This is a genomic window from Micromonospora echinofusca (genome assembly GCF_017614955.1).
In the GTDB taxonomy this organism is placed as follows: Bacteria; Actinomycetota; Actinomycetes; order Mycobacteriales; family Micromonosporaceae; genus Micromonospora; species Micromonospora echinofusca_A.
This window is the reverse complement of sequence record NZ_WVUH01000183.1, coordinates 1-14,557: the sequence shown is the minus strand read 5'-3', so window position 1 is coordinate 14,557 and position 14,557 is coordinate 1. Positions and strand designations below refer to the sequence as shown.

Annotated in this window: 13 protein-coding genes and 1 pseudogene; 8 read left to right on the top strand and 6 right to left on the bottom strand. The window is 68.8% G+C overall.

The features are described from left to right. Together GSF22_RS20125 and GSF22_RS20120 are read right to left on the bottom strand one after the other, a co-directional pair. Positions 1 to 457: pseudogene (locus tag GSF22_RS20125) on the bottom strand (hypothetical protein); the annotation flags it as partial. Between the two features lie 365 nt (positions 458 to 822). Beyond that, entirely contained in the window at positions 823 to 2,886 is a 2,064-nt protein-coding gene (locus GSF22_RS20120) for an amino acid transporter (protein WP_439957795.1), read from the bottom strand. Between the two features lie 292 nt (positions 2,887 to 3,178). Here GSF22_RS20120 and GSF22_RS20115 point away from each other — a divergent pair, with 292 nt between their 5' ends. The 6 genes from GSF22_RS20115 (at position 3,179) to GSF22_RS20090 (ending at position 8,454) form a co-directional block, all read left to right on the top strand. Beyond that, positions 3,179 to 3,403, top strand: coding sequence for a hypothetical protein (locus GSF22_RS20115; RefSeq protein WP_208815269.1), 225 nt, complete (start codon positions 3,179 to 3,181; stop codon positions 3,401 to 3,403). A 67-nt stretch (positions 3,404 to 3,470) separates the two neighbouring features. Beyond that, positions 3,471 to 5,930, top strand: coding sequence for a PEP/pyruvate-binding domain-containing protein (locus GSF22_RS20110; RefSeq protein WP_244367833.1), 2,460 nt, complete (start codon positions 3,471 to 3,473; stop codon positions 5,928 to 5,930). Between the two features lie 102 nt (positions 5,931 to 6,032). Continuing rightward, positions 6,033 to 6,605: a TetR/AcrR family transcriptional regulator gene (locus tag GSF22_RS20105; protein WP_208815268.1), complete on the top strand. Its 573-nt coding sequence runs from the start codon at positions 6,033 to 6,035 to the stop codon at positions 6,603 to 6,605. Between the two features lie 222 nt (positions 6,606 to 6,827). After that, entirely contained in the window at positions 6,828 to 7,172 is a 345-nt protein-coding gene (locus GSF22_RS20100; protein WP_244367832.1) for a hypothetical protein, read from the top strand. Then, a complete protein-coding gene (locus GSF22_RS20095) occupies positions 7,169 to 7,984 on the top strand; it encodes a hypothetical protein (protein ID WP_208815267.1) in 816 nt (271 codons plus the stop codon). The genes GSF22_RS20100 and GSF22_RS20095 overlap by 4 nt, the downstream gene beginning before the upstream one ends. Positions 7,985 to 7,992: 8 nt before the next feature. Beyond that, entirely contained in the window at positions 7,993 to 8,454 is a 462-nt protein-coding gene (locus GSF22_RS20090; protein WP_208815266.1) for a DUF2399 domain-containing protein, read from the top strand. 302 nt (positions 8,455 to 8,756) lie between these two features. On the opposite strand, the gene GSF22_RS20085 is transcribed toward GSF22_RS20090, so the two are convergent. Both GSF22_RS20085 and GSF22_RS20080 read right to left on the bottom strand, forming a co-directional pair. Then, entirely contained in the window at positions 8,757 to 9,251 is a 495-nt protein-coding gene (locus GSF22_RS20085) for a DinB family protein (RefSeq protein ID WP_208815265.1), read from the bottom strand. 183 nt (positions 9,252 to 9,434) lie between these two features. Further along, complete coding sequence (locus tag GSF22_RS20080; RefSeq protein ID WP_244367830.1) at positions 9,435 to 10,022, bottom strand: GIY-YIG nuclease family protein; 588 nt, start codon at positions 10,020 to 10,022, stop codon at positions 9,435 to 9,437. Positions 10,023 to 10,275: 253 nt separating this feature from the next. Here GSF22_RS20080 and GSF22_RS20075 point away from each other — a divergent pair, with 253 nt between their 5' ends. After that, a complete protein-coding gene (locus tag GSF22_RS20075) occupies positions 10,276 to 10,953 on the top strand; it encodes a hypothetical protein (protein ID WP_208815263.1) in 678 nt (225 codons plus the stop codon). A gap of 124 nt (positions 10,954 to 11,077) precedes the next feature. On the opposite strand, the gene GSF22_RS20070 is transcribed toward GSF22_RS20075, so the two are convergent. Then, positions 11,078 to 12,037, bottom strand: coding sequence for a helix-turn-helix transcriptional regulator (locus GSF22_RS20070; protein WP_208815262.1), 960 nt, complete (start codon positions 12,035 to 12,037; stop codon positions 11,078 to 11,080). Between the two features lie 56 nt (positions 12,038 to 12,093). On the opposite strand from GSF22_RS20070, the gene GSF22_RS20065 reads away from it, so the two are divergent. Next, complete coding sequence (locus GSF22_RS20065) at positions 12,094 to 12,834, top strand: alpha/beta fold hydrolase (protein WP_208815261.1); 741 nt, start codon at positions 12,094 to 12,096, stop codon at positions 12,832 to 12,834. Positions 12,835 to 13,924: 1,090 nt separating this feature from the next. On the opposite strand, the gene GSF22_RS20060 is transcribed toward GSF22_RS20065, so the two are convergent. Beyond that, a partial coding sequence (locus GSF22_RS20060) for a DDE-type integrase/transposase/recombinase (RefSeq protein WP_208815260.1) occupies positions 13,925 to 14,557 on the bottom strand: 633 nt, incomplete at its 5' end.

Here is a 14,557-nt window from a genome sequence, read left to right as displayed (position 1 = left end):
TCCTTGAGTAGGGGGCCACCTGACTGGCCGGGCCGAGGATCGCACCGGCAAGGACCAGCGCCATGGGGCCGGCGGTGGCGTCGAGCCGTCCGGCGTGGACGCCGTCGAGGACCACCACCGCGCCGATGCCGGCGACGGCGACGGCGACGGCGACCAGCGTGTCGATCAGCGCGGCCTCGGCACCGGCGCGGGCGGTGCTTCGCCGTTGGATTCGCCCGAGCTGCTGGGTACGGGCGGCGAGGTGTGCGCGGTGCCGCTGCAGCGCCCCGAAGACAGTCAGTTCGCGTAGGCCGTGCACGATGTCGGCGGTCAGCTCGGTGGTGGCGGCGCGGACCTGGGCACCGTGCCGCTCGGCGTGCCGGCGCAGCAGCCAGGGGTCACCGTGATCGGGGTCGCGGCGGGCGGGTAGCCAGGGGTCGATCCCGGCCGCCAGCGCGGTGCCGAGGCCGAGGACCACGGTGGCGGTGAGCAGCTGCGCGATGGTGTGCGCGAACAGCCACTCCAGCGTCTCGATGTCGGACAGCGCGACGGTGGCCAGTTCACCGGAGCGATCCGGGTGATCGCGTCGTACACCCGGGGTCGGCCGTTCAGCTGTCGGCGTAGCATCGCCACCTCATGGCGCAGGGCGAGGACCTCAGCCAGCGACACGGTGTCGCCTCGGACCAGCAGCCCCAGAGCGCCGAGCAGCCGGATCATCATCAGATACACCAGCCGAACCACCATACCGATGATCCGCCAACTCCGTGTTGTGTTCCGGGAGCCGGCCGTGCGCTGGGCGCGGCGGGCCGAGGTCTCGGCGCGTTGCAGGCCGGACTCCGGGAGTCATCCGCCGACGTGGATGCCGGGGCGGCGAACCGGGTCAGGTTCGGCCTTACGGAGAATCTCTCGTACCACGGGTGGGGTGTCGCCCCGGCCGAGGATGAGGTAGCGCATCAGATGCGCGATGGGGTTGCCCTCGGACCACTCGAAGTGCGCGTGTGGGCGGACTCCGGTGGTGTCGCGCAAGGCGAGCAGGATCGCCGCGATCGCGTTCGGCACTGCCGGGCTCTGTACCCGTAGCACCCGGTGCCCGTCGACCTCGATGCCGCGTACCCGCAACACGTCGCTGAAGTCCGACGGGTCGATGACCTCGATCTCCAGGAACAGCACGTCCGCCGCTCCCGGCACCGGGTTCATGCTCCGCTGGGAACGTTCCTTGGCCCGGTACTCAGCGCCGGAGGTCACGTCCGGGCGGTGGGCGATGATGTCCAGCCGGCCGTCGTACTCGATCGAGTCGGCGACGAACCGCCGCGCGGTCTCGTCGAACTCGATCCGCTCGGCCCGTAGTTCGGTGGTGCGGGACACCCGTGAGATCAGGGACACGACGATGATGCCGGCGATGAACATGCCGGAGATCGTGATCCCGTCGGGCTTTTCGATGATGTTCTCGACCAGCGCGTACAGCAGCACCAGGGTGAGCACCGCGAACCCGGCGGTGACCAGCCGTTGCCGGTGACGCAGCGCGGAGATGGTCACCGCGACCGCCCCGGAGACCATCATCGCCAGGATGCCGGTGGCGTACGCGCCGGCCTGGGCGTTGACGTCGGCCCGGAACGCCACGGTGATCGCGATGCTGATCAGCGTGTAGACGATCACGACCGGCCGGACCGCGCGTCCCCACTCCGGTGCCATCCCGTACGAGGGCAGGTAGCGCGGCACGATGTTGATCAAGCCGGCCATCGCCGACGCGCCGGCAAACCACAGGATCAGCACGCTGCTGATGTCGTAGACGGTCCCGAACGCCTCCCCCACGTATTCGTGCGCGATGTAGGCCAGGGCCCGGCCGCTGGCCTCGCCGCCCGGCTGGAACTCCTCGGCCGGGATCAGGACGGTGGTGACGAACGTGGTCAGGATCAGGTAAGCGGACATGATCAGGGCGGCGGCGGTCAGCAGACGCTTGGTGTTGTGGACCCGCGCGGCCAGCCGCGCCTGCGCGTCCGCGCCGTCGCCGCGGACCAGCGGCATCATGCTCACGCCGGTCTCGAAACCGGACAGGCCCAGCACCAGCAGCGGAAAGGCCAGCACCGCCGGGCCGACGACGTCGCCGATGCCATTCGTGCCGACGGTCAACGCGTTGGTCCAACCCGCCAGCAGGGCGGGATCCTGGACGACCTGAACCAGCCCGACGGCCACGATGACCGCATTGAGCAGCAGGAACACCGCGACCAGCGGGATCGCAACGCCGACGGCCTCGCTGAAGCCGAGCAGGAACACCCCGCCCAGGATCAGCAGCAGCACGACCGTGACCACAACGGCGGCGGTGGTGCCGTGCGGGAACCCGTCGGGCAGGACCGGATTCTCCAGCAGGTGCACCGTCGCGTCCGCTGAGGACAGGGTGATCGTGATGATCCACGAGGTGGCGACGAACCCCAGCAACACCAAGACGAACAGCTTGCCCTTCCAGAACGGTAGGAGCCGCTCCAGCATCGCCACCGACCCCTGCCCGTGCGGGCTCTCCCGCGCCACCCGGCGGTACATCGGCAGCACACCGAACAGGGTCAGCGCCACGATCAGCATCGTCGCCAGCGGCGACAACGCGCCAGCCGCCAGCGCGGCGATGCCCGGCAGGTAGGACAGGGTGGAGAAGTAGTCCACGCCGGTCAGGCACATCACCTTCCACCAGGAGTGGGGCGTGGCGTGCGACTCCCCGGTCTCCGGGCCGGCCGGCTGCACCCGGTGGCGTAACAGCCATCGACCCAGGGGGCCCGCCACCGGCGCATCCACCGCTGACGCTTCGACGCACTCCGGCACCACCGGTCGCGCTGCCCCCGACAGCAGCCTGCCGTTGTTCGCGCCGACACCCAGCGCAGCGCGCCTCGCCGTACGCCTCGATCGGCCGGCACCCATCCGTAGCCCCTGTCCGTGGTCGGGTCCGGAGGCACCGACGAATGGCGCCCCTCAGGCAGCGCACAGACTACCCATTGGTTACTGGCTCGGTCTCACATTCGGGACGCTGTTGTTGATCTTGGTGGTGTGACCGGGGTGGGGCGCGTCGCTGCCAGAGCTGCATGTTCCTCGGTGTTGGGGTGGCGGGATGTCGATGGGTCGAGTTTCGGGTTCGGTAGTGCCGGTGGAGACGGCGCGGATGGCGTGGCGACGTGCTCTTCGGGCTCGCCGGCGATGGTGATGCGGGATCGGGTTGGTCGCGGAGACGATGCGCGCGGCGTTGGAGGCCCTGGCGAAGGTGGACGAGGTGTGGCTGGCCGGTGTCATGCCACCGGAGTGGGCCGACCGTGCCCTGTGCGGAGGTGACCTGCGCCGAGCGCTACCGACCGCCGCGCTGCTCGGGGCGACCGCGGTCGTCGGCGCGGACGCGGTGGCCCAGATGCTGACAGTGCTGGTGCAGTCGGGGTCGACCGGGTAGCGACTCGGCGTGCCCGCCGGCGCCGCCACGCAGACCCTTCGGGGCAGTCTGTTGCATTGCACTTGTATTGCTAAACGGGTACAGTGGTTCGCAATGCAGTCGTATTGCAAAGAAGGTGCCCTCGATGCATGTGATCCCTCTGTCCGAGACGTCCGCCGACATGGTCGATCTGGTGGGCGGCAAGTCGGCCGGCCTGGGCGAGCTGATCCGCAGAGGCGAGCGAGTGCCACCGGGATTCTGCGTCACCACCGAGGCGTACCGGTGCGGCGTCATACCCACGGCGGAGATCGTCGACGCGTACGAGAGGCTCGGCGCGGGCCCGGTGGCGGTACGGTCCAGCGCGACGACCGAAGACCTGCCGGACGCCAGCTTCGCCGGACAGCAGGACACCGTTCTCAACGTCACCTGCATCACTGAACTGATCGCTGCGATCCAGAAGTGCTGGGACTCGCTGCACAGCGCCCGCGCCGTCGCCTACCGCGATGCCCACCACATCGACCGCCACGCGGTCCTGATGGCCGTCGTCGTCCAACGGATGGTCACTGCCGAGGTGTCAGGGGTGTTGTTCACCGCGAACCCACTGACCGGCTGCCGCACGGAGATGATGGTCGACGCCGCGCCGGGGCCTGGCACCGCGGTGGTGGACGGCGGCACTGTCGTGGACCATTACATCCTCGACGGGTCGGACCGAAATGGCACCGGCTGTCTGGCAACGACTCAACTGGCCGAACTGCGGGGCGTCGGCGAGCGCCTACAGCGGCACTTCGGCTGCCCGCAGGATGTGGAGTGGGCGATCGACGAGCACGGGCAGCTCTGGCTGCTGCAGTCGCGGCCGATCACCACGCTCTTCCCCCTCCCGCCGGACACCGACAAACCTCTTCCGCGCGTCTACCTGGAGTTCGGCCATGTCCAGGGCATGCTCCAGCCCGTCACGCCGATGGGCATGTCAACGCTGAAGTCGCAGGTCGCGGCGATGCTCATGGCGATCGGCATCAGAGCCGAGGTCGTGGACATCGGTGGGCGGCTCTACGGCGACCTGACCGATCTGGCGCGCAGCAGGTCCGCCCGCAAGCGACTGGTCAAGCTCATGGCCGTCGACTTCGGACCGCGCGCCCAGGCGGTCATGCGGCAGGTCCTGGCGGATCCACGGTTCGCCCCGAGCAAGGACCACCCGCAAGGCCGGCGTAGATCCGACATCGCGTCCCTACGGACGGCCGTGCGGCTGGTGGGCGGGGGTGTGCGGACGCTGGCCCGACCCGATGCGGCGCGGACACGGATGTTCGAGGCCATCGAGCAGATGAAGCTCCAGTCAATTGCGCCCGACGGCCTGCGCACCGCCGCGGAACGGCTGCGCTTCGTGCAGGCCCAGCAGCCGGCGAACAGCCCCGACGACATCGTCTCACCCATCCTGGCCGGTATGCTCGCGGCCACGTTGCCGGCATATCTGCTCAAGGGCATCGCACGCGAGGAGGAGATCCACACCGTACTGGGTGGGATGCCCCACAATGTCACCATCGAAATGGATCTCGCGCTGTGGCGGCTCGCCCAGCGGGCCGGCGAACACCGACAGTTGCTGATGCACACGCCGCCGGACGAGTTGGCGGCGCGGTACCGACAGGGGACGCTCCCAGACATCGGACTGGCGGCGTTCCTCGACACCTACGGCCACCGAGGTGTCGCCGAAGTCGACCTCGGGGTACCGCGCTGGGACGAAGACCCAGCGCCGGTCTTCGCCATGATCGCCAACTACCTACGGGTCACCGATCCGGAGCAGGCACCCGACCAGCGTTTCGCACGCGCGGCGGCCACGGCGGAAGTAACCCTTCACAAGCTCGTTACCCGGGCCCGCCGGCACAGGCCGATACGGGGGCGACTCGCCGGGTTCCTGCTGCGCCGCGCCCGGGCGCTGGCGGGCCTGCGGGAGGCGGGCAAGTTCGCCGGCCTGTACCGGTTACGGGAGATGCGACGACAACTGCTCCTCGTGGGCGTCGACCTAGCCCGCACCGGACTGCTCGACCAGCCCGGCGACATCATGTTCCTGACCCTCGACGAAGTGCACAACGCCGTACACCAGAACGTCAACCACCGGAAGACAATCACCGCCCGCAGAGCGGTCCACCAGAGGGAGCTGCGCCGCCGGACCGTACCGGTGGCGCTGCTGTCGGACGGCACGGACCTGGAAGCGATCCGCTCGACGCCGGCCGCCGCAGTTGGCGCGCTAACGGGCGTAGGGGCCGCAGCGGGCCGAGCCACCGGCCCCGCCAGGGTTGTCCACAACCCGGCTACCGCCCACATCGAACCCGGTGACATCCTGGTCACCGCCACCACGGACCCGGGATGGACCCCACTGTTCCTCACCGCCGGAGCACTGGTCACCGAAACCGGTGCGGTCATGGCCCACGGTCCCACCGTAGCCAGAGAGTACGGCATACCCGCCGTCATCTGCGTTCCCAACGCGACCCGACGGATCTCCACCGGGCAGATCATCACCGTGGACGCCACCGCCGGAACCGTGACGATCCACTGACCGATGCGGGTGCCCGCGATGGTTCGATGCCGACACCCGTGGTGACCTGACCGGCTACCCGGCCGCACATCCCCCAGACCGAACTGTGAAAGCATCGGCCTCATGCCCAAGAAGGTCGACCCCGAGGAACGGCGCAGGCTCATCGCCGACGCGTTGATACGGGTCGCCGCGAGACACGGCCTCGAGGCGATCAGCCTGCGCCATGTGGCTGCCGACGCCGGCATCTCCCCGGGGATGGTGCAGCACTACTTCCGCACCAAGGACGAGATGATGACGTTCGCGCTGGCCGTTGTCCGTGAGCGCAGCCAGACCCGGGTCACCGAGGCTGTCGCGCGGTTGGGTGACAACCCGTCGCCGCGTGGGCTGCTACGGACGATGATCGCCGCCCTGTTGCCGCTCGACGACCAGACCCGCGATGAAGGACGGGTGGCACTGGGGTTCCTCGCCTACACAGCGGTACGACCGGCCACTTCACCCCTCCGCGAGGAGACCGGGCAGATGCTCGACTTCATGGCTGGCCTCATGCCGTCCCCGAAGCCCGACGAAGCCGCAGCCGGCCTGCTGGCACTCATGGAAGGGCTCGGTGTCTATCTGCTCGGCGGCCAGTACGGTGCCGAGCAGGCGCTGAGGGCGTTGGATGTCTACCTCGACCTGATCTTCGGCTCATCGAGCTGAGGGCGTGACGCCTATACCGCCGTCCTTCTCGCCGATCGAATCTTCCCTCCGCGACCTCGGCCCTCACCCCAACTCCGCCAAAGCCGCCGACGGCAAACGCCTACGCGCGCTCACTCCCGACCCTTCCACCCGCACCGATCGTCCGACGGATCTTCGACGAGTTCCTCGCCGGCTGCGGACTCTTCGCCATCGCCGAAGGACTGACCGCCAACCACGTGCCCGGTGAAGCTGCTCTGCGCTGCGGCCCTGGCCGGCGCCCAGGACCGGCCGCTGCTGCTGGTCCTCGACGAACTCGGCCGCAACCTCGGTGCGGCCCACCGCCGCGACGCCGTCGCCCTGTTCGAGAACATCGGCCGCGACCGGGCGATCAGCGTCGTCGGCGCCCTGCAGGACGACATGGAGCGGTACGCGATCGGCGCGTCCAGCCTCTACATCAAGCTGCGACGCCCGTCCGACGTCATGCCCTACAACCAGGCACCGGTCGTCATCGGCAGCGAAGCCGACACCGCCCGGGTGCAACTGTTCTCCGACTGGATGACCTCGTTCCGGCCGGAGCCGCAGACATGACCGACACCGACGGCACCATCCCCGGCGAACCGGATCCCGAGATCACCCTGAGCTGGATCCGCGACTATCCGGGCCTGGTCGCCTACGCACCACTGCCTCCCAGCGGCCGCTACCCCCGCGACAGCCGAGGCCGACCGAGACCGCGCTTTGCGCGGCTCCGCACCGCAGAACCGAGCGAGGCTCCCCGACGCCCGGAGGGGCTGCTCAGCGACAGCGACTGGAGCTGGGTCATTCGCAGCGAGCACAGCTGGGCCGGTGTCAACAGCAAGTTCGGCACCGACGCGCTGCGCATCATGCTGGAACTCGCCCAATCCGGCTGCGTGACGATCGGCTACACCCTCAACGGCAACGCTCTGGCCCAGCCGCCACGCCGGGTGTACCCGCACCCCGACCTCACGGCAGCCGAGCAAGAGCGCCGGAGCCGCCGTCGCGACGAGACCATCACCCTTCGCGCCAGGGCGGAGCAGATCGCGTCGGAGATCGCCGACGACTGGCCGGACGCCAGCCGTGCACTACGCAGCACCGCGCACCCCGATCGGCTGCTGTGGGCGCTGCGCGCAGTCACTGACCTGGCCGAGGGCCGAACCCACGATTCCCTCCGCGCGTTCGTGCAGAGCCACGCCAACGACACGAAAGCCCGCGACGACGTACATCACCTGCTCGCCGCGATGGGCTTCGAACACGAGACACTCATCGCACTCGGCGTGGCCCGCAACCCGTACATCGGGCTCGGCGGCCCGATCTTGCTGCACACGACCGACGGCTCGTCCTCGACCTGTCGGCGATGCCCGGGCCGCACGACATCCGGTTGAGCCCTCACATGCTGCCGCGACTGACCGTCACTGGGCCCGGTGATGTCCTGCTGGTCGTGGAGAACCGGCAGGCGGCCGAAGCGGTCTGTGACGCCCGGGCCGACCTGCCGGTTGTCTGGTGCCACGGGCAGCCGCCCGAAGCCGTGGTGTTGATGATCGTCCAGGCGGCGCGTCTGACCTCCGGGGTTGTCATTTGCGCGGATGCCGACCTCGGCGGCGTCCGCATCACCGCCCGCATCCACGACAACCTGCCGTCGGACGCCACCATTCACGTCGTGGACGTCGGCACCGTGCCGCACGACGAAGGTCGGCCCTTCAACGCCCACAGCCGCCTGCAGCAGCTCGCACAACGCCCGGATGAGGTCGGCGCCTTCGCGCCACGCTGCCTGCACCGGGGCTACGCGATCGAGCAGGAAGCCACTGCACGGGCCGCCCTTCAGGCTGTCTTGAATAGCCACCCACCTGCGTAGCCAATCCGACCAGATATGCCTCCGGTCGGCCGCAGAGTAGAGATGACGGACTCCACCGGAGCGGAGCCGCGGGACGTTTCGGAGCGCCGGCCGCCCTGAGCCGGGCAGCGGCAGCAAGCTACCGAGGGCCAGAAATACTCATCCGCACATCGGCACGACCGCGCACTGCGCCGGGCGGGGGCCAACGCGCGGACAGCGGCAGATCCGTGCGTTCCTCACCGTCACCTTGCGACCCTTCGGGCCGTTGGTGGTCTCCGAGTGCTCGACGAGGCTGCGTTGCACCGGCTCCGAGTCGCGATCTCCTACCGGCCGGTGGCACCGTCGATGAGCTCTCGCAGGATGTCGGCGTGACCGGCATGCCGGACGGTCTCGCTCGTCATGTGGGCGAGCACCCAGCGAAGCGTACGAGGCGCGTCACCGACCGGCTGCGCGGTGAGAACGTCGGGGCCGGCGGCTGCGATGATGTGGGCGTCACTGTCGGTGATTGCGGTCCGGTAGTCGGCGATGATCTGTTCCGGGGACCGATCCAGCTCGACCACCATGTCGACGTTGACGTCGGCGTAGCGCGGGTCGCCGGCGAACGTGTAGCCGAACCAGTACCGTTCGGCGCCGGTCAGGTGCTGGACCAGGCCCAGCAATGTGGTGTCGGATACGACCAGACGGCGCCGTAGCTGCTCCTCGCTCAAGCCGGCGACTTTCTTCAGCACGCATGATCGAGCAAAGGACAAGAAGGCGAGGGTGGTGTCGAGTTCGCCACCGTCGTTGCGCGGTACGGCTTCGCGTTGGGATTCGATCATGCCCTGACCTTAGTTCTTGTCATCCGGGAGAGGCAGGCGGGAAAGTCACCCGAGCGGTACCAACCAGACGCCGTCTTATCGGCACGACCGCGCGCTCGGCTTCACCGCGCTTCGTAACGCAACGTGATGCCAAGTCGACGGCGTGAGCGTACGGCTGCATCCGTCCGCATGTCGGGCAACCCGTTACGACGTTCGCGGAGGATCGGCCGGGCGGCTGCTGGCGTTGTATGAGTTCTTGGCGGCCACCACGGCCGCCTGGAGGTGCTCGGGGTCGATGCCGTGTACGTTGAGTGGTGGGTGCAAACGCCGGACAAGCTCGGCCTCGATGGTCGCCGGTTCCGCGTCCTCCGCCCACGTCAAGCGCAGGTGTGTGTGCATCCACGCGGTCAGCCGCGCCTCATCCTCAGGGACCAGGACGACACGGTCGGTCCAGGTCGTTCGGAATCCCTCGGATACAAGAAGCCCGGCCAGGGTACGGCGCAGAGTCGAGCTGCCCGAACGCCTGAGATGATTGCGCAAGATCCGCCCCCGTAGGCTGGTCGCCCGTCCGAGGTACAGCAGCCGTAACGACGGGACGTTCTCATTCGGCAGCCCTGGGAGGTCGGGAAAGACCGAGGGAGCAGCCCACCAGGCGTAGACACCGCTGCCACGGCCGAGCCGCTTGACGGCGACGTTGAGTTCGACAGGCACGCCGGAGAGTAGCCACAGGGCGTCGTCGACCCGGGCTTCGTCGGTGGGGACGTCGTCGGGTCGTCGTTCGGGAATGGTCATCAAGCCCATCGTAGGTCCCGGGTGGATCGTGGCCGGGACCGGAAGGCCGGATGCCCCCGCAACGGCACCTGTACCAGCCCGGCGGGACGCTGCCTAGCGCGCGCCTCGCGGCAAATGAGGACACGTTCAGGAGCAGGTCGAGGTTGATGCTATATCTACCGGCGATCATCGCTGTCGACCCGCCATCACCCGACCAGCGCTGTCACGATTGGCTGCGGGCCGGGTGCCGGGGCTATCTGCTACGGTCGCCGCCATGGCTGCCGTATGGCGGATCGCGAACTATCACCAAGCCAAGGCACCGGTGACCGAGCCGGTCACCAAGTTCGGCGGTCAGCCCGTCTGGCTTACCGGACCGCAGTGGCCGGTCAGCCAAGGCTGGGACACCCCGATGCGGTTCGTCTGCCAGATCGCATTGGAGCCCGAGCTCGCCGGTGCCGGCCCGGGGCGGCTGGCCTACGTGTTCGTCACCCATGGCGACCACAGCAGCGACGTGGAGCACTTCGACCCGGACGTCATCTTCCCCGACAGCGGCGAGAACGCCGTCATCATCCAGCCCGGCGGCGTCTTCGACGGGGCGACCAGCCCACTGACCAGCGGCCCAACCCTCTACCACGGCGACGGGTCGCCGGCGGAGTACACCGTCGAGCTGATCCGCAGCGAGGACCCCGAGCACCTGCCGTACGACGCCTACATGGCGCTGCCGCCAGACGAACGGGACCGCTACTTCCAGGCACTGGACCAGGACAAGATCGGCGGGACGGCGCTGATGCTCAACGAGCACGACTGGCCCAAGAGCGGGCCGTGGCGGCCCCTACTGCGCCTCGATGCGAACTGGAAACCGTTCTACCTCAACCTCGGCGCCGCACCGGTGGCGTTCGCGTTCATCTCCACCGACGGCCGGCACGGGTGTTTCCTCGTCCAAGACTCGTAGTCAATCCTGCCCGTAGGCCAGTCGCCAGCGGCGAGCACAACGCGCCCTGTCGGCGCGCCTCGCGGCAGGAGCGGATGTTTCATGTTTGCCGGCGTTGCAACGTTGACGGGCCGTTGTGGCGGGTCTACTCGCCTGTGTCTGCGTGGGTGAGTAGGCGGGCGGCCAGGGCGCGCACCTCGGCTCTGAGTTCGGCGGGCCGTTCGATGGTGAAGGGCCAGCCGAGCCCGGCCAGCATCTGGGCGGCGCCGTCGAGGTGTTCGGCTCGGGTCGTCAGCCGTACTCCGTCGGTGACCTCGGTGAGTGTGCCGACTGATGGCGGGATCCGCCGCCGTGCCTGGGTGAGGCTGGTGTGCAGCAGGACCGAGACGTCGTGGGCGTAGGCCACCGAGGCCAGTCCGGCGAGGACGTGTCCGGTGGGGTCGAACCCGGCCGGTACCTCGAAAGCTCCGGCGGTGGCGTGAGTGGCGCCGATGCGATCGAGTCGGAATGTCCGAACCGATCCGCTGGCGTGGTCGCGACCGGTGACGTACCAGCGACCGTTGTGGAAGACCAGCCCGTACGGGTCGAGGCCGCGTTCGCTGGAGCGGCCGTGCCAGCTGGTGTACGTCAGGTGTACCGGGTGTCGGTGGCGGGCCGCCTCGGCGAGTACCAGCAGCACCTCGGTGCCGGGCGGGGTGGGCTGCCGGACCGGCCCGGTGACGTCCATGGTGACCAGTAGCGCGTCGATGCGCCGGGCAAGGGCGGCTGGCAGTACCCGGCGGAGCTTGGCGGCGGCGCTCTCGATGGCCGCGTGATCGGTGACCAGTCCCGCGCGGCGGCCGGCGGCAAGGCCGAGGGCGATGGCGACGGCCTCGTCGTCGGTGAGCATGAGCGGCGGCAACTTGTATCCGGGTGCGAGCCGGTACCCGCCGTAGCGGCCACGGCGCGCCTCGACCGGAATGTCCAGGTCGAGGAGGTGGGTCGCGTAGCGGCGGACGGTGCGCTCGTCGACGCCGAGCCGGCGGGCCAGGTCCGCGACGCTGAACGTGCCGCCCTGCTGGAGGATCTCCAGCAGGGCGAGTACCCGGGCTGTCGGCCTGGCCAAAGAGGTCCTCCCAATCCGGGCGGAAACTGTCCGGTATTGACCGTAGCGTGCCGGGCATGACGACATTCGTACTGGTCCCCGGGTTCTGGCTCGGCGCCTGGGCCTGGCATTCGACGGCCGCGCAACTGCGCCGGCACGGCCACGACGTGTACCCGATCAGCCTGACCGGCCTCGGGGAGCGGGCCCACCTGGGCCGTCCCGACACCGACTTCGACGTCCACGTCACCGACGTGGTCAATCTCCTGCGCTACGAGGGCCTTCGCGACGTGGTACTCGTCGGGCACAGCTACGCCGGTAGCGTCGTCACCGCGGCCGCCGACCGCGTCACCGACCGCGTCGCCCAACTGGTCTATGTCGACACCGGCCCGCTGCCCGACAGGGTGGCCCAGGTCGAGTTCACCCCGCCGGCCGAGCGCGAGCGCAACGCGGCATTGGTGGCCGACCACGGTGCCGGGTGGCGGCTGCCGCCGCCACCCTGGGCCGACGTGGCCGCCAGCGTGCCCGACGTGGATGACTCGATCGTCACGTTGCTGCACGAGCGGTCGGTCGACCAGCCGTGGGCGAACGCCACCGCCCCGGTCCGGCTGACCGGGGCATGGGAGAGTCTGCCCAGACTCGGCGTACTGTCGAGCTTCACCGCCGAGCAGGCGCAGCGAATGGCCGCGACAATGCCGCTGTACCGCCACATGGCCGGCGACGTATGGCGCTTCGAGGAACTACCGACCTGGCATTGGCCGATGCTCAACCGGCCGGTCGAGCTGGCCGCAATCCTGCACCACGCGCGGTTGACGGCGTAACCGCCGCTGCCGGGTGACCAACCACCAGCTCACCCGGCAGCGGTACGCGGTCGACGACGGAACCGAACGACCCGGCCATGACACCCACGGCCACGTCCCCAATTCGGCATGAGCGCGCACCGCGTCGGGTCGTAGAGGTGCATCTGGCTGAGAGGGCTCGCGCGCAAAGACGGGTCCCGAACGCCTGGCTCGGGACCCGTCAAGCTAGGTTGATCTTCAGCCGAGCGGGATAGCGCCGGTAAGCCGCAGCCCACGTTGGGTATCGGTTTGTGTCGATCAACCGACACAAAACCCCACGCATTGGATAAGCGCGCCGTGATGGAGTAGGTGCAAGTTGGTCGTCTGGTCGACCGGAGTGCGCCCCTGTGGCGGAGGGGTGAGTGCGGGGTGGAGCAGACCCGCCGGAAGATCTTGTCCCGTATGCGGCCAGCCGGCGCGCAGCTGGCCGTCTATGGACGCCACGTTGCCGATGTAGATACGCAATGGCGTATCTACACCGCAACGGAAGGCGATTGCATGAGGGTGACATGGACCTACGGCCGGGGCCGGCCAGCGCGACAACCATGAGGTCGAACTGATCGGCCACGACGGGCTGGAAGCCCTTCTCCGCGAGATCCAGCAGGCAGGCGAGCCCGTCGTGCCCACGATTTTCGACGACGCCAACGACGGCCCCGGCGACCTGCCACCCGGCGTCCAGGTCGGGCACGGTCACCCGGCCCATGCTTTCGCGATTCACATCGCCGACGACGGCGTGTACCTCAATGACCCAGCAGCGGAAACCCCGACCAAGGGGCCCAATTCGATGTCGGAGGAATGCCCACTGAGTACCCGGCCGAGCACCTACGACTTCGGCCCGCAACGGCCATACAACTGGCCGTCACCTTTCTCAAGACCGACTGCGAACCGCCGCACCCGACGGCCGCCGCCGACTGATCGCGCGGCGAGGGGGACAGATCGTGCCCTCGGTGTCACCGCCGCTGATGCCGAAGGTCATCCGTGCCCCGCAGGGCGCGACGGGCGGTGCGACGCGACATCCAGTACTTGCTGACAGGGCTCCGGAACTTGTCAAGGCCGGTGAGGCCAGCCGGTGTTACGCGGCTTGTGGCATTGGCTGATCGGTTGCTGGGTCGGGTGGGTTGATCCAGACGGCGTCGGGCAGGTGTAGCGGTTTGGGTCTGGGTCGGCGGGAGAAGCGTTCGGGGTGGGCGGTCCAGGCGGTGTCGAGGGCGTGGGCGCGAAGGGCCTGCTGGGTTGCGACATGGCCGTCGTGGACGTCGGCGGGGGTGTGCAGACCGATGCCGGCGTGGTGGTGTTCGTGGTTGTACCACTGGAAGAACGTGTCGCAGAACGCGCGGGCGTCGGCCAGTGACCCGAAGCGTTCGGGGAACGTGGGGTGGTAATTGACGGTCTCGAACGCGGCTTCGGAGAACGGGTTGTCGTTGCTCACGCGTGGGCGGGAGTGTGAGCGGGTGACGTGGAGGTCGGCCAGCAGCGTCACGACGCGTTTGGAGGTCATGGAGGTGCCGCGGTCGGCGTGCACGACCTGTGGGATGCCGTGCACGGTGATGACCTCGGTGATGAAGTCGTGGGCGATGTCGGCGCTCTCTCTGGCGGCGACGTGGTGCCCGACGATGTACCTGGAGTAGATGTCGATCATGACGTAGGCGTCGTAGTAGACGCCCTTGGCCGGGCCAGGCAGTTTGGTGATGTCCCAGGTGAATAC